The organism is Methanolobus sp. (assembly GCF_030682845.1).
GTDB lineage: Archaea > Halobacteriota > Methanosarcinia > Methanosarcinales > Methanosarcinaceae > Methanolobus.
Map to the genome: position 1 here is coordinate 1 of NZ_JAUXNK010000092.1, position 18242 is coordinate 18242.

21 protein-coding genes and 2 pseudogenes are annotated in these 18242 nt (G+C 42.2%); 9 read left to right on the forward strand and 14 right to left on the reverse strand.

Annotated features, from left to right (window positions below; all coding sequences use genetic code 11):
• The first annotated feature begins 414 nt into the window (after positions 1-414).
• Positions 415-645, forward strand: a complete 231-nt coding sequence (locus Q8J68_RS12365) for a hypothetical protein (protein WP_305311823.1) — start codon at positions 415-417, stop codon at positions 643-645.
• Between the two features lie 45 nt (positions 646-690).
• Here the strand turns inward: Q8J68_RS12365 and Q8J68_RS15020 are convergent, their stop codons facing one another.
• Positions 691-798, reverse strand: coding sequence for a transcriptional regulator FilR1 domain-containing protein (locus Q8J68_RS15020; protein WP_370867648.1), 108 nt, complete (start codon positions 796-798; stop codon positions 691-693).
• 5 nt (positions 799-803) lie between these two features.
• On the opposite strand from Q8J68_RS15020, the gene Q8J68_RS12370 reads away from it, so the two are divergent.
• Entirely contained in the window at positions 804-1373 is a 570-nt protein-coding gene (locus Q8J68_RS12370) for a hypothetical protein (protein WP_305311824.1), read from the forward strand.
• A 608-nt stretch (positions 1374-1981) separates the two neighbouring features.
• Positions 1982-2293: a hypothetical protein gene (locus Q8J68_RS12375; protein WP_305311825.1), complete on the forward strand. Its 312-nt coding sequence runs from the start codon at positions 1982-1984 to the stop codon at positions 2291-2293.
• A gap of 1137 nt (positions 2294-3430) precedes the next feature.
• On the opposite strand, the gene Q8J68_RS15025 is transcribed toward Q8J68_RS12375, so the two are convergent.
• The gene (locus tag Q8J68_RS15025) at positions 3431-3634 is read right to left on the reverse strand and encodes a transcriptional regulator FilR1 domain-containing protein (protein ID WP_370867644.1); all 204 of its coding nucleotides are present in this window, start codon (positions 3632-3634) and stop codon (positions 3431-3433) included.
• Positions 3635-3795: 161 nt separating this feature from the next.
• Here Q8J68_RS15025 and Q8J68_RS12380 point away from each other — a divergent pair.
• Positions 3796-4350 (forward strand): annotated as a pseudogene (locus tag Q8J68_RS12380) (ArsA-related P-loop ATPase); the annotation flags it as partial.
• 83 nt (positions 4351-4433) lie between these two features.
• On the opposite strand, the gene Q8J68_RS12385 reads toward Q8J68_RS12380, so the two are convergent.
• From Q8J68_RS12385 to Q8J68_RS12410, 6 genes are all read right to left on the reverse strand, one after another.
• A complete protein-coding gene (locus tag Q8J68_RS12385; protein ID WP_305311827.1) occupies positions 4434-4907 on the reverse strand; it encodes an arsenate reductase ArsC in 474 nt (157 codons plus the stop codon).
• Positions 4908-4984: 77 nt separating this feature from the next.
• Complete coding sequence (locus Q8J68_RS12390; protein WP_305311828.1) at positions 4985-5146, reverse strand: hypothetical protein; 162 nt, start codon at positions 5144-5146, stop codon at positions 4985-4987.
• 56 nt (positions 5147-5202) lie between these two features.
• Positions 5203-5601: a putative zinc-binding protein gene (locus Q8J68_RS12395; RefSeq protein WP_305311829.1), complete on the reverse strand. Its 399-nt coding sequence runs from the start codon at positions 5599-5601 to the stop codon at positions 5203-5205.
• Positions 5602-5625: 24 nt separating this feature from the next.
• Positions 5626-5856 (reverse strand): thioredoxin family protein, encoded by a 231-nt coding sequence (locus tag Q8J68_RS12400; RefSeq protein WP_305311830.1) that lies wholly within the window; start codon positions 5854-5856, stop codon positions 5626-5628.
• A 48-nt stretch (positions 5857-5904) separates the two neighbouring features.
• Positions 5905-6594 carry a metallophosphoesterase gene (locus tag Q8J68_RS12405; protein ID WP_305311831.1) on the reverse strand — a complete coding sequence of 230 codons (690 nt, stop codon included), beginning with the start codon at positions 6592-6594 and terminating at the stop codon, positions 5905-5907.
• A 19-nt stretch (positions 6595-6613) separates the two neighbouring features.
• On the reverse strand, positions 6614-7627 hold the full coding sequence (locus Q8J68_RS12410) for a permease (RefSeq protein ID WP_370867645.1): 1014 nt from the start codon (positions 7625-7627) through the stop codon (positions 6614-6616).
• Between the two features lie 295 nt (positions 7628-7922).
• Here Q8J68_RS12410 and Q8J68_RS12415 point away from each other — a divergent pair, with 295 nt between their 5' ends.
• Together Q8J68_RS12415 and Q8J68_RS12420 are read left to right on the forward strand one after the other, a co-directional pair.
• Positions 7923-8258 (forward strand): helix-turn-helix transcriptional regulator, encoded by a 336-nt coding sequence (locus Q8J68_RS12415; protein WP_305311833.1) that lies wholly within the window; start codon positions 7923-7925, stop codon positions 8256-8258.
• A 131-nt stretch (positions 8259-8389) separates the two neighbouring features.
• Positions 8390-8557, forward strand: a complete 168-nt coding sequence (locus tag Q8J68_RS12420) for a hypothetical protein (RefSeq protein ID WP_305311834.1) — start codon at positions 8390-8392, stop codon at positions 8555-8557.
• A gap of 47 nt (positions 8558-8604) precedes the next feature.
• Here Q8J68_RS12420 and Q8J68_RS12425 read toward each other — a convergent pair whose 3' ends face one another.
• The 4 genes from Q8J68_RS12425 to Q8J68_RS12440 all read right to left on the reverse strand — a co-directional run bounded on the left by Q8J68_RS12425 (position 8605) and on the right by Q8J68_RS12440 (position 13014).
• Entirely contained in the window at positions 8605-10593 is a 1989-nt protein-coding gene (locus Q8J68_RS12425; RefSeq protein WP_305311835.1) for a hydantoinase/oxoprolinase family protein, read from the reverse strand.
• 108 nt (positions 10594-10701) lie between these two features.
• Positions 10702-11757 (reverse strand): ACR3 family arsenite efflux transporter, encoded by a 1056-nt coding sequence (gene arsB / locus Q8J68_RS12430; RefSeq protein WP_305311836.1) that lies wholly within the window; start codon positions 11755-11757, stop codon positions 10702-10704.
• A 4-nt stretch (positions 11758-11761) separates the two neighbouring features.
• On the reverse strand, positions 11762-12610 hold the full coding sequence (locus Q8J68_RS12435; RefSeq protein WP_305311837.1) for a universal stress protein: 849 nt from the start codon (positions 12608-12610) through the stop codon (positions 11762-11764).
• 50 nt (positions 12611-12660) lie between these two features.
• Positions 12661-13014, reverse strand: coding sequence for a carboxymuconolactone decarboxylase family protein (locus tag Q8J68_RS12440; RefSeq protein WP_305311838.1), 354 nt, complete (start codon positions 13012-13014; stop codon positions 12661-12663).
• A 109-nt stretch (positions 13015-13123) separates the two neighbouring features.
• On the opposite strand from Q8J68_RS12440, the gene Q8J68_RS12445 reads away from it, so the two are divergent.
• Both Q8J68_RS12445 and Q8J68_RS12450 read left to right on the forward strand, forming a co-directional pair.
• Complete coding sequence (locus Q8J68_RS12445; RefSeq protein WP_305311839.1) at positions 13124-13453, forward strand: helix-turn-helix transcriptional regulator; 330 nt, start codon at positions 13124-13126, stop codon at positions 13451-13453.
• Positions 13454-13594: 141 nt separating this feature from the next.
• Positions 13595-13909 carry a hypothetical protein gene (locus Q8J68_RS12450; protein WP_305311840.1) on the forward strand — a complete coding sequence of 105 codons (315 nt, stop codon included), beginning with the start codon at positions 13595-13597 and terminating at the stop codon, positions 13907-13909.
• Between the two features lie 188 nt (positions 13910-14097).
• On the opposite strand, the gene Q8J68_RS12455 is transcribed toward Q8J68_RS12450, so the two are convergent.
• Together Q8J68_RS12455 and Q8J68_RS12460 are read right to left on the reverse strand one after the other, a co-directional pair.
• Positions 14098-14271 carry a hypothetical protein gene (locus Q8J68_RS12455; protein WP_305311841.1) on the reverse strand — a complete coding sequence of 58 codons (174 nt, stop codon included), beginning with the start codon at positions 14269-14271 and terminating at the stop codon, positions 14098-14100.
• Between the two features lie 202 nt (positions 14272-14473).
• Positions 14474-14869: pseudogene (locus Q8J68_RS12460) on the reverse strand (transposase); the annotation flags it as partial.
• Positions 14870-15040: 171 nt separating this feature from the next.
• Here Q8J68_RS12460 and ileS point away from each other — a divergent pair.
• On the forward strand, positions 15041-18214 hold the full coding sequence (gene ileS / locus Q8J68_RS12465) for an isoleucine--tRNA ligase (protein WP_305311842.1): 3174 nt from the start codon (positions 15041-15043) through the stop codon (positions 18212-18214).
• Positions 18215-18242 lie beyond the last annotated feature (28 nt).

Below are 18242 nucleotides of genomic sequence, written 5' to 3' on the forward strand. Positions count from 1 at the left end.
GAACTATCTAAGATAGCGTAAGCTATCCTAAAATTAAGGTGAAAAGGAACAAAAACATAAAAATCTTGGATGAAGTGGGACGAGTAACAACTTGAATTTATCAGATGCTTAAAAAAAGAGGGTTAATCTGAATCCTCTATATTATAAACCAATATCGAAACTACCTTCTGACTCACCACCATTTTAAGCACTAGATAAATTAGAATTATATCAGCTTGTATATATATTATAAATACACACAAAATCTCGTCAATTTGACTAGGGATTTTAATTTTTGCTGCTGCTAAAATAGAATTCTGTAATAAAATAACTTGTCACCAGTATTATTAATAAAAGGTCATGTTAAATAGAGAAAAGACCTACTGATTATTGCGGGTCGTGGGGAAAATGAACCGCAACACGGGAGTGGATTAGTTGAGAGATGTTGGGGAACATCTCGGATTCGTTAAGGAGAGAGGCGCCTTAAAGCGTGGTGGTTTCCAGGCGCCTCATCCTGCTTTCACAACAGAGTTGTGGATGTGGGGATTGAAGAGATATTGGGGAATATCTCGGATTCGTAAGGAGAGAGGTGCTTCAAAGCGTGGTGGTTTTCCAAGCACCTCATCCTACCTTCCAACTACACAGGAAATAGTTTTTCTGGTATAAATCGTTCTCGTAATCGAAAATGTTTTCACACGAGAAATATTTTGATTACAGTTGGGTTACTGGTGTTGAATCTTTCAGATAATGCTCAAATAATTCTTTACCCCATTGAATAGCACGTGGAGTACCGCATAAAATACGGTTATTATCAAAAATTCAACGTGAGCTGGAAAAGATACAAGACCCCTAAGGACTATTATCTAATTGTATTTGTGGGAAGGGACACTGTGGATAATAAAGAAAACAACGGACTCGATGAATCAAACATCGATATGGCTTCAACTGAATTACATGACTTAACTAAGTTCTGGAATGGACTGAGTTTATGGGAACGTGACCAATCGATAATAACAGTGGAGGATTTCTTGGGCAGAGCATCACTCTGTTCATCTGACACATCAACAAAGCAATTTGAAAAGATGCGTGAAAATATTAAGTTTTTTTCATTGTCAAATCATATAGAAAAACAATCCCAAATTAAGTCTTTGCTCATTGAGTCATCAACAGATTTGACGAATGAGCAGAAAAAACCCAACTTTAATGCCTGCATGGAGATTATCCTATCTCTATCACGGGAAGAACTATTGAACTTGGGTGATTATATGGGGATGAATAAAGCAAGATTGAGTCTTATCAAGTCTGCAGAATTGTGTCGGTTATATGAAGAGACCTTAACAACAAAGAGTATTGCTGTATTCTTTGCTGTTCGAAACTATCTTGGGAAGAAGTAAATGTAACAATATTTTGACCAAATGAGTGGATGCACAATCCATCTACTTTTGGGCGAATGTACTGCAAACTGATGAACCGATTTGCGGGCATATATAGGAGGGGTCACACCCTCAGATTCTCGACCATTCGGTCTCACTTCGTCAGTGGGCATCCATCGAAGATGGAGCCAGCCAACTCCGTACATATAGGAGTCTAAAAATCCTGCCGAGAATCGAGATGGATATAGTGATATCAATTACTTTTCTATCATACTACTGAATCAATGATTTCTATCTGTTATATGTCGTGACTTCGCTTTTACGACCCTATAGAGGGCCTCTAGTGAGATGATTTGCACCAAGCATGCTTATTCAATGACTGATAAAATGGTTGCAGCTAAAGCGATTGTGGTGAATGTCAGACAGGATAGAAGAGTTCACAGCTAGCACAAGCAGGCAACCTATATTAGGATATGTTTAAATATACTGCAGTCCTTATATATTTTACTTGTAAACCCATGACACACATGTATCCCAAATAAGTCTATTTTGAATGGTGTCAAACGCCTCGTGCGTTATTCAATATTCGATTAGGCTAAGCCTTTTACAAAAGGAATAAAGGGATAAACATGAAAATAAGGGAAAAGATGGAGCAGTGGCTTTGTGAAATATTGGTAATGGATATTTCTGATGAGGAAATGGAAAAGTTCGTTCGTCACGTCCAATTTGATAACATGTGGCATGGGGTCGTTTCATGCAATTCTAACCCAAATAGGTATTATGGCTTACCTTCTATCCATGACACCTATGGAATGAAATGGGGCGGACGCATGCACATTGACATGGGATATCCTGGTGTGCATATAATGCTAGGCCGGCATGCTGCACCTTACTTCATCAATTACATAAAGGAATTGAGGAAGCAAAATAATTTAGGTTAAGAGGGGTACTTCCTCTCTATTATTTAATATGATTATATTATTTAGTTAGTATTTAATTATTGAGTATTACATTTTAAACTTCTTGTAGAAATGCATTTCCTGAAGTCAAATGGTTGGTATTGAAGCTTACAATATCTTTTTGTGGATTACTATAAAATCGATATGGGAAAGTGGGGAAATCATAATGATTGTCAACTTTTACACTATTGTAAGGGGGCTGTATTTCTTTTAGACAATCAATTAAAATCCACTCGTCTTGCCACCATCTTTCATCATAATAGACTTCTTTTCTGAAGGGTGGAATATACTGTATCTCATTCTCGCTGATTTCTTGTTTATTTAATTTAAAGGATTCAATTCCAAATTTGAAATTAATATTTTTACTTTTGGATGAATAGAAGTATCCTGTTGTATCAACTTTTACTTGTGTACCGTTGATATCAAGGAATTTTCCGAGATTTGCAAGTAATAGCTGTAAGTGTTCCTTATGCTCTTGTTGAATACCTGCATTCGATAATCCCCAGCACCAGAAGACTTTTCCATGATCATTATAGAAATCGTAGTGAGCATCAAGATCACCAACCGGAGGGCCTCCATAATATCCTTCTGGCTGATCTTTCTCTGGTTTAATGGAGAACTAGATATATCGAAGAAATGTCAGCATCTTGCCCTAGAATCAGCTATGCAGGGACTTTTTGAGTTAGTTCAGGTATTTGTATGACCTGAAAAATGATGTTGCTAAAAGTGATTGTAATGAACATCAGACAGGGTAGGGGAGTGTGTCTTCTTTTACCAGTTGTTTTTAATTCTTCAACATTATAAGACTGTTGCTTCGGTTAACATATCTTAGCAACGGGTGGCTGATTCTTAAAGAACATTTTTATCGTTGTCATTTCCCGGCAAATAATTAATGGGGATATCTAAATCCATATCTCCACTCACCAAAAACTCCGCGAATACCGGATAGTGATCCGACACCTCCACTGTTTACTCTCTTGTCGGGTTATACCGAGGTTATTTCCCCGGGGATAGCTTGGATTCGTAAGGAAAGAGACACCTTAAGCGTGGTGTTTCTGGGTACCTCGCTCTGCTTTAACTGTGTAAGAACGATTTTTTCTGTATCAAAAATCTTCGTGATTAAAATTCTGCTATCGATATCGCATCTTTCAGATAGTGATTAAATAGTTCCTTTGCCCAGCTAAGAGCAGAAGGTTCAGAACATAGAATGTACTTATTGTCCAATTTTCCGGTGTTAGTCATTGGACTGAGCAGAACATAATAGTCATTATGCACAAATTCCAGAAAATCTATTTTTTTAGGATCAACGTAAAAATGAAGCAAATCGGAGATTTTTTATTATTTTCTGTTTTCTCACCATAACCCAACTTTCCGCAGATGTCTTGAGAATTTTCGGAATTATCTGGATTGCATGTATTTACCAACTACTAGGGAGAATAACAGTACAGATTAGCATTTATCAGGGCGAATATTGTAGTAAGTATTCAAAGGCCAGGGAAACAATGAGCGAAGATGATATCGCCTATATTGAAGAAGATCTGCGATCTCCCTGTACGCAGGAAATTGCAGTTTTCAGAGCATTTGCCCAGATCGTGGAAAGATCCAAAGATGAGATCGTCGTTATTGATACAGCACCAACAGGACATACTCTGCTGCTCCTTGACTCGACCCTAAGTTATCATCGGGAGATCGAGCGTTCACAAGGCGACGTCCCGGAAGCCGTTCAAAATCTATTGCCCAAGTTGAGGGATTCTGACAAAACAGAGGTGCTTATCGTTACATTAGCAGAGACTACACCTGTGCATGAGGCAATGAGACTTGAATCGGACCTGGAACGTGCCGGTATCAGTAGTAAATGGTGGATAATCAATTCAAGCCTGTATGCTACTCAGACAACAAACAAGACTCTCAGGGCAAAGGCCAGCAATGAGATCGAGTGGATAAACAAGGTTGATGAACACTCTAATGGGAATTTTGCAGTCATAGAATGGAAGGCAGATGAAATAAAAGGAGAGAAACTGCTGGACCAGATCGAATAGTGTGATCATCCAAGATACTTACATTGTGAAAGCAATAGTGATAATTTGGTACTTGCTTAGAATACGTGCCATCAATTTCGGCATTATTCCTTGAATGCTTCTGTAATCCATTCTTTGATCTCATCCCTGACCCGACGGAACACCCTGAGCTGTTCTTCCTTCGAACCTTCAGCCGATGCAGGGTCATCAAAACCCTTGTGGATCACTTTCTTCGCCCTTGGAGAATCGTCATTTTTTGAAGCCGGCACTTCTAAAGGCATACTGCATATAGGGCAGGCCTGTTTAGCCCGGTCACAGACAGTTATGGCAACATCGAATACAATATCCTGAAACTCTCTGGCCTTTTTGGAGCGCTGAGAAGAAATGTCAATGCCAATCTCCTGCATGACCTCAATAGCGCGGGGATCCACACGAGTGGCCTCTACTCCAGCGCTATATACCTCATACCAGTCTCCGTAAGTGGCTCTCAGGAGACCTTCAGCAATCTGGGACCTGGCTGAGTTGTGTGTGCATAGAAATAGAACCTTCTTTTTTTCCTGCAATCTCTTACCTGTCATTATCTTATGATTTTATCTGTGATCCTATATATCATTTTGAGGGCAGCTCTAAAAGTTGTCTATGAGAAAGTACTCTTTCACCTTTCTGATATTTTGTGCACCTCACTTGTTATCCCCTTTATCATTTCTCCAACAAGATTTGCCTTTTCACAGTGAGAAGCTTCTTTTGGTTTGCAGTTGAGCAGAATGCTCATTAGTCTGTCAGCCAGCCGGTAGAATTCCATATCTTCAAGTGTCATCAGGAGATTGGATAATCTTTCACCTTTGTTATTGGATTATGTTGTTCGGTCTGGTCTCAATTAGTCAAAGCATCCTCTACTTTGACCAGAATCTCATTGACGTCACTTTCCTGCAGATCCAGACTTCCACCCTTTTTCATACCAAGTTCAGTAATTACTATACCCTTGTCTACTGTGAAACCTGCACGTTCCAATGACTTCTTTGCACAGAGAAGAGGACAACCATCGATAGCAACTATCTCGTCGGTCCCTTCAGTACTTTTTATGATACCAGGAACATTGCCTCCAATCCCGACAGTGCACATGATCTTGCCTTTTCCCTGTTTAGTGAGCTCAACTGCAACTTTGTTTGCCATCTGTCCCACATTGGAGCCACCTGCACATGCATATAATCCGATGATTGCCGCTTCACATGCACATTTTACTCCTTGCGTTATTTTTAGTTCTTCTGCCATGATATGTCCTTCATTATTTTGCACTTATGATAACCATTCCTTTACTTTCTCTATCGTCGGAACCTTCCCTGCGATCTTTACATCACCATCGATCACAACGGCAGGCGTGATCATCACTCCGTAATCCAATGCAGCATTTATGTCCTCGACTTTAACCACTTCAGCATCAATACCAAGCTCGGCAACTGCCTGCTCAACTAGTTCCTTTGTCTTCTTGCACTTTGCACAACCAGAACCAAGAATTTCTATTTTCATCATATCACCTTTGCTTATAAAATTATCATATGGGAAGTGAATTTAACTTTACTTCCCTCTTTTTAATATTGAGATCAGTTCGTCCGCATGAGGCATGTTCTTCCTGATCTTGTCGAAAACTGCTTCCATATCATATTCAACTCTGATGAGCTCGGCCTGTAATGTATCGGTATCAAATACCGCGCAGCTTGCTCGGATATCTCCGTCCCTGGGCTGACCCACGGAGCCGGGGTTTATCAGGGTCACATCCCCCACTTTACGTGTGAAGGGGATGTGCGAGTGGCCTATGAATATGAAATCTGCATCGACCTCTTCTATATACTCCTTTACTGTTTCTTCCGGAGTATCCGGTTTTATGTAATCATAGAAGGACAGGGGGCTTCCATGGGTAAAATATAGTTTTACCTCGTTCTCTATCCGTTCATGATTCATAGGAAGTTTGCGAAGGAAGTCCATCTGCGTATCATTTAGAATATCTCTTGTGTATTTTCGAGTTGCTATGGAGAGGTGCTTGTATTCATAACCACAGCCGCATTCCATTTCAAATGCTACTGCATTATCATGGTTTCCCCTGATTGTTAGTATATCCTGCTCTCTAAGCAGGTCGATACATTCACCTGGTGACGGCCCATAGTCCACAAGGTCACCGAGGCAGATGGCATCATCATGAAGTACAGCCATAACAGCGTCAAGTGCTTCCTTGTTTCCATGGATGTCTGAAATGATCAATAACTTCATCCTTTACACCTTTTTTTACTTACAGTATATAGTAGTCGAATACGAATCCTGAGATCATTGCCATGATGACGACCAGCACAATGTATGAAAGTCCCTTTTTAATGCCCATGACCCTGCTGATCACTATCATGCTGGGAAGGCTCAATGCCGGACCGGCGAGCAGCATAGAAAGAGCGGGGCCTTTAGCCATTCCAAGGATAGTAAGAGCACTGATTATAGGGACTTCTGTGAGCGTGGAGAAATACATCAATGCAGCAGCTACAGAGGCGATGAAATACGACATGAAATTGCCACCACCTACGTATTTTACCACTACTTCGGAAGGAAGGAGTTCTACAATGATACCTGCGAAGAAAACGCCTATGAGTAGCAGAGGAGCTATCATCCTCACAAGGAACCAAGTTTCCTGCATCCAGCTTGCCCTTTCTTCTTTAGTGTACCATTTGAACGACAGATAAACGGTCACGGCTATGAGCGGAATTTCTATAAGGGCCAGGTAAGTCCAGGATTGTATGATCTCAGGGATCACAAGTATTGCCAGCAACAACAGGAAAAGGTAAACAGTATGTGAATGCTCTTCGCTATTAAAGGTCTTTATTCCCTTTTTCAGCTCGTTCTTCTTTTCAAACATCAGTGCCATCGTCAATCCAATCACTACCGATAGCAAGATCGCTGCTATTGCCCTGGCGATCCCAATATCATATCCAAGGATCTTTGCTGTATAGACAATTGCCAGGATATTGATGGCTGGTGCTGAGAACAGGAACGTGGTGGCTGGCCCGATCCCTGCACCTCTTTTGAAGATGCCCGCAAAAAGAGGAAGCACAGTACAACTGCACACCGCAAGCAGGCAACCGGAAACCGCTGCCACAGAGTAAGAAATGTATTTTGGTGCATCAGCACCGAAGTATTTCAGCACAGATTCCTTTGAGAAGAGTGATGCAATGGCTCCGGCAAGGAAGAATGCCGGGATCAGACAGAGCAGTACGTGCAAGGCCAGGTATTCCTGGACGGATTGCAAACCGACGTTCATTAGATGTAGGAGATAATCTTGGGTCATGTATTTCAAATGTATTTGAAATAAAGTACTTAAAGGTTTCTGTTTCAAAATTAGTTGAAATAAATCTATATATGATGAATAGCAACTATTCAATCATATATTCGATAAGTAGTGTATAGAAATGAGGCGTAGTGTGGAAATAATAGGAAAGGCAGCACTTTCTTTTTGCTACGTGCATGTAGACAGGAGTATTGTGGTAAAGTATCAGTCTTATTTAGGCAGAGGTATATTTTCAGCTTAAGCTGAATTCATTTGGGGAAACAAGTGCATGAAAATTCCAGAGCAGATATCCAGGGAAATAAAATTGAGTGGCGGGATAGATAAGATTATTGAAAAATTGCCTGATGAAAATCGAATCGTAAAGCAGAGCCTAATATACGATGCTCTTTCATCTCCCCTTAGACTTAAGATATTGAGTCTGCTCTCAATACAACCACTTTGTGCCTGCATCATTCAGAAAATAACGAAAACCTCTCCATCAAAGCTCTCTTACCATCTTTCAATATTAACTAACAATAATCTAATTGAAGGCAAGAAGGAAGCATCGTGGATAACATACAGCATTACAGAATTAGGACAGAAATATGTATTTCCAAACTTGTGAGCTTTGGTCATTTAATGCCTATGAACATTGATTAAATCCTAATTTTTCAATCGACGCGAACCTTGAAGCGTTTTCAATCTGGCCTTGCCTCCAGCATAAAAAAGAAATAGTCTCTGTATTAATGTTACTTCATGGCTGAGGATAATAAAGAGCAAGATAAAAAAGAAAACAAATCAAACGCTTCTGTTTTAAACAGCACTATTGATGAAGAAGAGGATCTTCTGTATACACATCGACAGAAAAACGATACTGCACAGATGCGATGGAACGCCAGTTTATGCAGGAAACCTGGGAAATAAATTGGGAATAAAAAGAGTAAAGTGGTACGAGTTAGATATTAGGGCCACTATTTGCATTTCAATATTGAGGAACTGTCAACGCAGTTATCATATGTATCTCTAAGTGCCATTAGAGGATCCCCAACTCCTACAACAGTCACTATCGTCTCGATTGGTGGATGTGGCCAGTTATCAGGAGAAATTGTCTGTTTAGATACTTTTATGATAGTATCTTCCTTTATTATACCGCATCTCTTCTCATAATCGAGCACCAATGATTGTCCTAATTTCATAGCATAGTCCACAGCATCCCCATAGCTTTCAAAACGTTCCCTGCCTTCTGAGGAAAATACAAGAAAACCGGTGTCAGGATAGACCAGAGATTCAACTTTTATCACAATCTCCACCTTTTTAACACTCTTCCCTACAAGTGCTCCTACAGCATTTCCAACAATGGCAAATTGCGGAACCTGTATGTCTGCATCAATAATGGTGTTTAGATCATCCACATATGCAGAAACAGGGCCCCCTAGTAGCACCACCGGAATGTCTGTCTTGAACCTTACAGGATAGTTGTTGCTTAGGACTTCATCGATTGCGTTTTTTGGAATTGCAGGTATGAGGAATGATATCATATCTTGAGCCATATTCATTGCAAAAGCGTCTTTGACATGTCTACAAAACTCATACTTACCCATGTTAGCATATTTAGACAGGTAAGAAGCTCCTATGTCTGAAGCCTCTTTATTCCACTGAGTATACTCCTCAAGCACATGGAGCACATCGGTAGGTGTAAAACCGATTGACTGTACAAGCCTTTTATTGATCAATGAATCGAGGGTATTATTGACGAGCATTATATCCCTTGAGTCAGTCATATCGGTTATCTCACTGACAGGAACCGGCTCTGCGCCTATAGACTTTAGTAGTTCATTCTCATTCTCACGGAGTCCGGTTGGCTCATACTCAGTTCTGACAACAAATTTAGTTTGCTGATAATTTTCGTTTAGATCTTTGCGCATAATCATTTTGTTGAGCTTTAGACTATGGAGAAAACCCGGATAGATAGTTGCCGCAACGCAAAGAGGTATGACCCTTCGGGGGCCGATATTCACATTTTTATCTTTAATCCAAACATGACTATCCCCACCTAGAGCCGAAGTTTCCATCTTCATGGCTTTTACTCTGGTTTTCCATCCTCCCACCATACAGCCCTCAGGACTGATCTGAGGAATTCCGTCTTTTATAGATGATACGTCTGTGCTTGTGCCTCCTACATCAATAACTGCACACGTATCGACCTTTGCAAGATACGAAGCACCAAGGATGCTTGCAGCCGGACCGGAGAATATTGTCTCGATGGGTTTTTCCAGGGCATCTTCTATATTATAAACAGAGCCGTCACACTTGAGCATCAACATCCTTGCATTGATGCCTCTGTTACGGATATCAGAGACAACAGAGTTTACGAACTGATAGGTAATAGGTATCAACTGGGCATTAAGAGCTGCAGTTACGGCCCTTTCATAGACACCCAGCTCCTGTGAGAGTTCATGTCCGCATACAACCGGCATGTCTGTGATACTATGGATTATGCTCTTTACTTTAAGTTCGTGTTCGGGGTTGCGCGTACCAAAATATGCAGATACCGCATAAGCTGATACCCATGGCTTAGATGTCCCTACATACCTTTTCACAGCCTCTATATCCAAAGGATATTCTTCTTCCCCGTTTGTATCATGACCACCCGAAACAAAAGTTACACTATCAGCAGGATAACCTTTGTCTGCCGGGTGTTCTCCTACTAATATCAATCCTACTGGCCTGCCGGTGTTCTCAAGGAGGGCATTTGTTGAAAGGGTGGTGGACACTGAAACCAGATTAACATCTTTCAAGTAGTTACTGTCCAGTGAATCTAATACGTTTTTAATTCCCTGTTGAATGTCAGGGTAAGTCGTAAATGCTTTTTTAGCATCAACGATAACTCCATCCGACCCCCTTATAATAACGGCGTCAGTGTAGGTTCCTCCGGCATCAATTCCTAAACCATAATGCATCTTATCACCTTTTCTAAAAGAAATCAGTTGGTATAAACCGCATGTTTTTATATATAGTATAAAAAACAGAGTAAGTTTTGTAATTCAAAACTTCTCTGATTCTGAAAATCAAGTTTCTACTCCAAACTGGAACTTGGCCTTGTTTCTCTTCATAATGCTTACCAGATGCAACATCACCGGCACTTCCACCAGCACACCTACCACAGTTGCAAGAGTCGCTCCGGAATCTATACCGAACAGTATAAGAGCCACTGCCACAGCCAGCTCAAAGAAATTGCTGGCACCGATGAATGTGGAAGGTGCAGCTTCCTGGTATGGTATTTTCAGTTTTCTAGCCCCAAAATATCCAACGAAGAATATTAAGTAAGTCTGGATTATCAAGGGTATAGCTATGAGCAGGATGTGCAACGGATAGTTGAGAATCTTGTCACCCTGGAATATGAATATCAGGACAAGCGTGATCAGCAGGCCCGCCGGGGTCACCCACTCGATCTTCCGGATGAGGCTGTTCTCAAGCCAGGAAACGCCTTTCCTTTTAATGGCCGCATGTCTTGTGATGAACGCAAGGGAAAGGGGTATTGCCACATAGAACAGCACCGAGAAGAAGACCGTCATTACAGGCACCGGGAAGTCCGTGGTAACTCCTACAAGCAGTGCTCCCAGTGGTGCGAAGAGTATCAGGATTATGATGTCGTTCACGGAAACCTGCACCAGTGCGTAATTGATGTTCCCCCGGGCAAGATGCGTCCATACCAGGACCATGGCCGTACAAGGTGCAAGCCCGAGCAGGATCATGCCTGCGATGTACTCTTCCTGCAATACGGGCGGTATGAGGTCTGCAAAGATGACGCTCATGAAAAGCCAGGCAATGAAAGCCATGGTAAAGGGCTTAATGGCCCAGTTAATAATAACTGTCAGGGTAAGAGGCTTGGAGTTCTTCTTTACATTAAGTACCTCTTCAAAATTGATCTTCAGCATGATCGGGTACATCATCACCAGCAGCACGAGCGCCACCGGGATGGAGACGTTAGCCACCTCTATCCTGCTGAGGGACTGAGCGAATCCCGGGAACAGATACCCTATTGCAGTGCCCAGTACTATACATATAGCAACCCATATGGACAGGTATTTACTGAAAAAGTCAAGTTCTCTTTCTTCTTCCATAATTTCACCTCTTGCTTACAGGAACAAGCAACACTGGCTTTCTTGTTTTTCTAAGCAGGCTCTCAGCAGTGCTTCCAAGCAAGATATGCTTAATGGACCCTATTCCACGATTTGTGATTGCTATGAGAGTGATGCCAAGCTCTTCTGCAAGACTATCAATCACTTCTGCAGGCTTACCTTCACTTACATAATAGCTGACTTCAAGATCACTCTTAAACTTACTTCCAAGTTTGGATAGGGAGTTCAGACTTTGTTCTTTAGTTATCTCAAGCTCTTCAATCTTTACATCCTCAAGTACATGAACAAAAACAAGTTCATCAATTATATCTACCAGACCACTGATTTCATCCAACAGTGTACGTGAGTTCTCCGACAGATCTACAGGAAGCATCACTTTTGAGAATTTAGCAGAACAGGCTTTTATGTAAAGCTCCTCTTCGCTTTCTTTAAGCGTATCATACTTTTCAATGAGTACTATTTTTCCGGACTCACGTGATATATATTCAGTCGTCCTTCCTATCAAGCGCCCCCTAAGACCGGAAGTGGTTGCACCCATAACTATACAGTCAACATTTTCCTCGTCTGCTACCTGTACAATTGTCTTTTTGACATCTCCATGGATAACAAGGGTGATTGCATCGATGCCTATTTCATCAAGCAGCTTTTTGTAGTCCAGAATCCTCTTCTTTGCATTCTCTTCAAACATTGGAGCCAGACCCTGGGCCTGATAGATGTCCACGACATGCAGTAACACCACTTTCTTTAACCCTGCATTTTTGAACTCTCCTACACAGGCTAGAAGTTCCTCACTCTCAATGGTAAAATCAGTAGGTACTAGTATAGTTTCAATCATAGATGCCTCTACATATATTTACAAAAACCTAGCAATATTTATTCATTTCACTATTTCTTCTCTCCACAACAACACGAATCATCTTTCTCACAGCATGCATTGTTGTTTTTGTCATCCTGCTGCCCAAATATCTTATCATAGACATTTGTCCATCCTATTTGGGAACCACATGCAATGAACATTGCTACAGCTATTGTTTCTGCAATTTCATCTTCGCTGGATCCGTTCAAAAGAGCTCTTTTAGAATGGGCCTCGGTACAATATTCACACCTCATCAAAACAGAGGAAGCAACTGCAATTAATTCCTTTGTTTTTCTGTCGAGTGCGCTGTCTTTAAAGATCGAATCTCGCATTTTACTGAATGCATCGGCGGTTTCAGGTAACTTCTTGTCTAAGAATGACATACGTTTCTCCAATAGTAAAAACGCAGTTTACAAATATAATATCATACGCTTTGTATCAAGATATCCTGATATGATTAAATTTATATGATTTGTCTTCTCATTCAATCTCATGAAATGTTGTCCAACTGATTCAAATATAAAAGAAGATTGGGAGCACGATTTAGAAAGCGACATTAACATAGATGAAAATGAAATTAACAGGTTATGTGAAACATTTAAAGTACTAAGCAATCCGATAAGACTTAAAATTGCTTATCATCTTCTAAAGCAGGACTATTGTGTCAATGCATTGGTCTATATGTTGAACGAGAAGCAAAATCTTGTTTCTCATCATTTAGCTATTATGAAGGAAAGTGAAGCTGTTGTTTCTTACAGGAGTTCAAGGTTTACCTATTATAGTTTAAACCAGCAAATACGACAACTTCTGAAGACAGAATGAATTTTCTACATATAAATAAAATCAAACATTTTCAAGTTTCTTTTTAACCAACTTCCCTTTGCTGTTTCAAATTTAATTGAAACATATATATTCGATGAGTATCTACACTTAAGTGACTTTAATAATAGAGGAGAAGCAAAAATGACAGATGTTACTATAAATTCTACTATTTGTGGCTTTGTTCACCACGTACATGGAAAGATGCAAGGAAAAAACATTGTTATTGATATCGAAAGTGATTGTGAGAAGATCAAAAAGATGTCACACATGGAAATACCCATGGATCAGACCTTTGACATTAAAGATAACTATGTGATATCAAAAGCCCAGGAAATGAAGTGCTCATCTAATTGTCTTGTACCTTGTGGAATATTGCATGTATGTAGAATAGAAATGGGTACTTTGTCGCAATCGCTGGCAAGGAAATCAGGAAACATCAGTATAGACTTTAAATGAATGCATATAGGATAGCATTTCAGTAAAGAGAATACTTTAATTTTTACTTCCATTTTTTGGATTCTGTAGAAATCTCAATTAAATCTTACTTTGATTTATGAGGACTGAAAAACAGAAAGTCATTGAGACCTCATTAATAAAACACATATCTATTGACAGGGATATTCTCCCTGCCAATCTGCAAAAGATCACTCCTTTTTCTCATTTGCCTCCGCCTGTGACATAATCTTGCTCATTAGATCGCGCATAGAAGGTTCACTCATTAATGCTCTCATCAGCATGTTCTGTGTGTCGTTGAACTTTGTAAGCTCTTCATTTGCATCTTCAAGCTCTTCGACACGTCCCCTATACTGGTACGCCAATGCACGGTTTGCATCATTCTGGTCACTGAGCTCCTCGTTCTTTTCTTTCAGTGCCTTGAACTCCGGAGAAGTTGAAACGTCTGCATTTTCATGAAAAATGGGAGCTCAGAGGGCCGTGGAAACCCACGATTTTACAGGCTGTCCGACAATTCCAATTTTACCTGTCATAGATAACTATAAAGTCCCATAAGATCTGATTTTAAAGTCCAACCATGCCTAATTCTCTGGCAACAGCAATTGATTGTTTGAATATTTGCTTAAGTAGATCCGTATTGTTTTTCCTAAAGTCACTGATCGTCCTAAAATCAGGTGTTAATTTTTCTGCCAGGTAAATATACACAACGTTCTCCCTAACATTGCGAGCTATAGCTCGCGATGATCGAACTCTGTCAAGCATTGATTGAATTAGTATCTTGCAAATTATTCTGGGATGATATGCAGGATGTCCTGCACCCTCATATCTGTTTTCAAATTCAGTAAAATCTAATTCTTCTACAAATGAATCAACTAAAAAGCAAATATGATCTTCTGGGATCATATCTTTGATATTGGGTGGAAATAACCATGTTTGATTTTTTGAAGACGCTATGAATACCATATATAAATAATTGAAGCTATTATTTATAAAATTTATGGTTTTAATTAAACAAATATATCATGTGGTATAATTGTCGGACAGCCTGTTCAGTCGGGGGTAATTGACCCATAATTATTAAATCAAATATCGCAGTAGGAATATCCAGATCTAATTAGAGTATGGAGACCTTTGATGTTAGAGGAGATTACCAATCAGTATAGCCCGGAAAAACTGGAAAGGAAGATTCAGGACTTCTGGGAAGAATCGGATGCGTACTCAAAGGTACGTGAGCACAGAAGAGGCGGGAAAAGATTCTTTTTCGTGGACGGACCACCATACACCACAGGGCACATCCACCTGGGCACTGCATGGAACAAGATAATCAAGGACTCCATTCTGCGCTACCGCTCAATGAAAGGCTATGACATACTTGACCGTGCGGGCTGGGATATGCATGGATTGCCAATCGAGGTCAAGGTGGAGGGCGTGCTTGGTTTCACATCCAAGAAGGATATCGAGAAATACGGCGTCGGTAACTTCATCGAGAAGTGCAAGGAATTCGCGCTGAACCAGAAGGACGAAATGACCGGGCAGTTCCGCATGCTGGGCGCATGGCTTGACTGGAAGGACCCTTACATGACCTTGCGTGACGAGTACATCGAGGCCGCATGGTGGACCCTCAAGCGTGCCCAGGAGAAGAACCTGCTGGAGCAGGGCAAGCGCGTTGTCAACTGGTGCCCCAGGTGCGAAACAGCCATTGCTGACTCTGAGGTAGAGTACAGCGACAGGGCGGATCCTTCCATATTCGTCAAGTTCAGGCTCAAGGGTGAGGAAAACACCTATGTTGTCATATGGACCACCACTCCATGGACCATCCCGTCCAATATTGCAGTAGCAGTTCACCCTTCATTTGAGTACTCCAGAGTAAAGGCAACAACTTCAGAAGGCAGGGAAGAGGTACTCATTATTGCTTCACAGCTTGTGGAGGCCGTCCTGAAGAAAGGACGCTATGCCGATTATAAGATACTGGGCAGCATGCTTGGCGAGGACCTCACTTCGCTGTCATACGAGCACCCTCTTGCAGATAAGGTGCCAAGACAGGCAGCTATGGAGCATAACATCTATCTTGCCGATTTCGTGACCGCCGAGAATACCGGCTGTGTGCATATCGCACCAGGGCACGGTATGGATGACTTTGATGTCGGTATCAAGAACAACCTGCCTATATTCTGCCCCGTAGGTTCTGACGGCAGGTACACTGAAGCTGCCGGTGATTACACAGGGATGCATATCAGGGATGCGAACACGAGTGTAATCGAAGATCTCAAAGAGCGCGGCCTGCTCCTTGCCCAGGGTAAGATAACTCACAGGTACGGGCACTGCTGGCGCTGTAAGACGCCTATCATATATCTTGCCACAGAACAGTGGTTCATTAAGATATCAGATCTCAAGGAACAGATGCTCTCCGAAATACAGAAAGTGAACTGGTATCCTTCATGGGCAGGCTCTTCAAGGTTCAAGGACTGGGTCGAGGGTGCCCGCGACTGGTGTGTTTCCAGGCAGAGATACTGGGGAATCCCAATACCTGTATGGAAATGCCGGACATGCGACAGCATGCATGTTGTCGGAACCAAGAAGGAACTCCTCGGGATGTCAGGCCTCTCCGGTGATATCGAGCTTCACAGGCCTTATGTTGACGAGGTCACTTTTGACTGCCAGTGTGGCGGGACAATGAAACGCGTGGAGGATGTTTTCGATGTCTGGTTCGATTCAGCTGTAGCTTCTTGGGCAACCCTCAGGTTCCCGCAAAATGCAGAGGACTTTGACAAGTGGTGGCCGGCAGACTTCATCACTGAAGGGCACGACCAGACCCGCGGATGGTTCTACTCACAGCTTGGAGCAAGCATGGTAGCATTTGGCAAAGCTCCCTACAAGAGTGTGCTCATGCACGGCTTCACCCTTGACGGTGAAGGCAAGAAGATGTCAAAGAGCCTTGGAAATGTGATAGAGCCAAAAGAGGTCATCTCAAAATATGGTGCCGATACTCTTCGTTGCTTTGTGATGTCAGCCAGTGCTCCGTGGGACGATCTAAAGTTCAATAGCGAGGAACTGGGGACCATAAACAGGACATTGAATATCCTCTGGAACGTGTATCGCTTCCCATTGCCCTATATGGTGCTGGACAAGTTCGACCCATCACAAGTATCCCTGGAATCTGTAAGGGAGCACATGAGGAAGGAAGATAAGTGGATACTCTCCAGGGCTCAGTCGCTGATCAATGATGTAAACAAGGCCATGGACCAGTACACCCTGCACAGAGCTCTGCGTTCCATCAACGAGTTCGCCCTTGAGGACCTCTCCAGGTGGTACATCCAGCTCATCCGGCCAAGGACATGGGTTGAGGCTGATGACCCCGACAAACTGGCTGTATACAGGGTGCTGTATGAGGTGTTTGTCATAACTGCCAAGGTCATAGCTCCTTTCATGCCACATCTTGCAGAGGAGATGTACCAGAACCTTGTTAGGAACGTTTACCCTGACGCACCGGAATCAGTCCATATGAACGACTGGCCTGTTGCTGATGAGTCTCTTGTGGACAAGGAACTTGAGACTCACATGGATATGATAAGGTCCATGGTGGAAGCATCTTCCAATGCCCGCCAGAAAGCAGGCAGGAAGCTCAGGTGGCCGGTATCCAGGATAGTGGTCGCTCCGGCCAATGAGCAGGTCGCAGAGGCTGTGGCAAGCCTTAAGTCCGTGCTCATGGACCAGACCAATGCGAAGGATATCGTACTCACGGCTGCGGGACAGCCATGGGATGAACTCAACTATGAAGCTATCCCCAACCCAAGCACCATCGGCCCTGTTTTCAAGGGCGATGCAGGAAAGGTCCTGGCTGCTATAAAGAAAACTGATGTGCTATCCCTCAGGAAATCCCTCGCTACAAACGGGCAGGCAGAAGTTGAAGTTCCCGGAGGTATGGCAACCATTACACCGGAAATGGTCAAATTCGAGGAAAAACTGCCGGAAATGGTCGCAAGTGCAGAATTCAACGCAGGCAGCGTATATGTTGACGCAAAACTGACCCGGGAACTCGAGTCTGAGGGCTTTTCAAGGGAAGTCATCCGCAGGGTGCAGGACATGCGCAAGGAGCTTGACCTTGCTGTTGATGAGAGCATCAGGGTGCACATCAGGATCAATGACCAAAGGGTGCTCGATCTTGTACTCGATCTTGAGCAACATATTGCAAAGGAGATCAGGGCGGATGTGCAGGTAATAGGCCTTGACGTGGATGCAAGCGGAAGTCTCAGCAAGGACTGGGATGTCGAAGGTGTGTCTATGAGCATCGGCATTTCACCGGCCTGAAACGCATCCGCACCAAAACCCAAAGGAG

Coding starts and splice junctions, on each gene's coding strand:
- Q8J68_RS12375 (WP_305311825.1), top strand. CDS start 1,982: ATGAAAATAAGGGAAAAGATGGAGCAGTGGCTTTGTGAAATATTGGTA.
- Q8J68_RS12385 (WP_305311827.1), bottom strand. CDS start 4,907: ATGACAGGTAAGAGATTGCAGGAAAAAAAGAAGGTTCTATTTCTATGC.
- Q8J68_RS12390 (WP_305311828.1), bottom strand. CDS start 5,146: ATGACACTTGAAGATATGGAATTCTACCGGCTGGCTGACAGACTAATG.
- Q8J68_RS12395 (WP_305311829.1), bottom strand. CDS start 5,601: ATGGCAGAAGAACTAAAAATAACGCAAGGAGTAAAATGTGCATGTGAA.
- Q8J68_RS12400 (WP_305311830.1), bottom strand. CDS start 5,856: ATGAAAATAGAAATTCTTGGTTCTGGTTGTGCAAAGTGCAAGAAGACA.
- Q8J68_RS12405 (WP_305311831.1), bottom strand. CDS start 6,594: ATGAAGTTATTGATCATTTCAGACATCCATGGAAACAAGGAAGCACTT.
- Q8J68_RS12410 (WP_370867645.1), bottom strand. CDS start 7,627: ATGAACGTCGGTTTGCAATCCGTCCAGGAATACCTGGCCTTGCACGTA.
- Q8J68_RS12415 (WP_305311833.1), top strand. CDS start 7,923: ATGAAAATTCCAGAGCAGATATCCAGGGAAATAAAATTGAGTGGCGGG.
- Q8J68_RS12420 (WP_305311834.1), top strand. CDS start 8,390: ATGGCTGAGGATAATAAAGAGCAAGATAAAAAAGAAAACAAATCAAAC.
- Q8J68_RS12425 (WP_305311835.1), bottom strand. CDS start 10,593: ATGCATTATGGTTTAGGAATTGATGCCGGAGGAACCTACACTGACGCC.
- arsB (WP_305311836.1), bottom strand. CDS start 11,757: ATGGAAGAAGAAAGAGAACTTGACTTTTTCAGTAAATACCTGTCCATA.
- Q8J68_RS12435 (WP_305311837.1), bottom strand. CDS start 12,610: ATGATTGAAACTATACTAGTACCTACTGATTTTACCATTGAGAGTGAG.
- Q8J68_RS12440 (WP_305311838.1), bottom strand. CDS start 13,014: ATGTCATTCTTAGACAAGAAGTTACCTGAAACCGCCGATGCATTCAGT.
- Q8J68_RS12445 (WP_305311839.1), top strand. CDS start 13,124: ATGAAATGTTGTCCAACTGATTCAAATATAAAAGAAGATTGGGAGCAC.
- Q8J68_RS12450 (WP_305311840.1), top strand. CDS start 13,595: ATGACAGATGTTACTATAAATTCTACTATTTGTGGCTTTGTTCACCAC.
- ileS (WP_305311842.1), top strand. CDS start 15,041: ATGTTAGAGGAGATTACCAATCAGTATAGCCCGGAAAAACTGGAAAGG.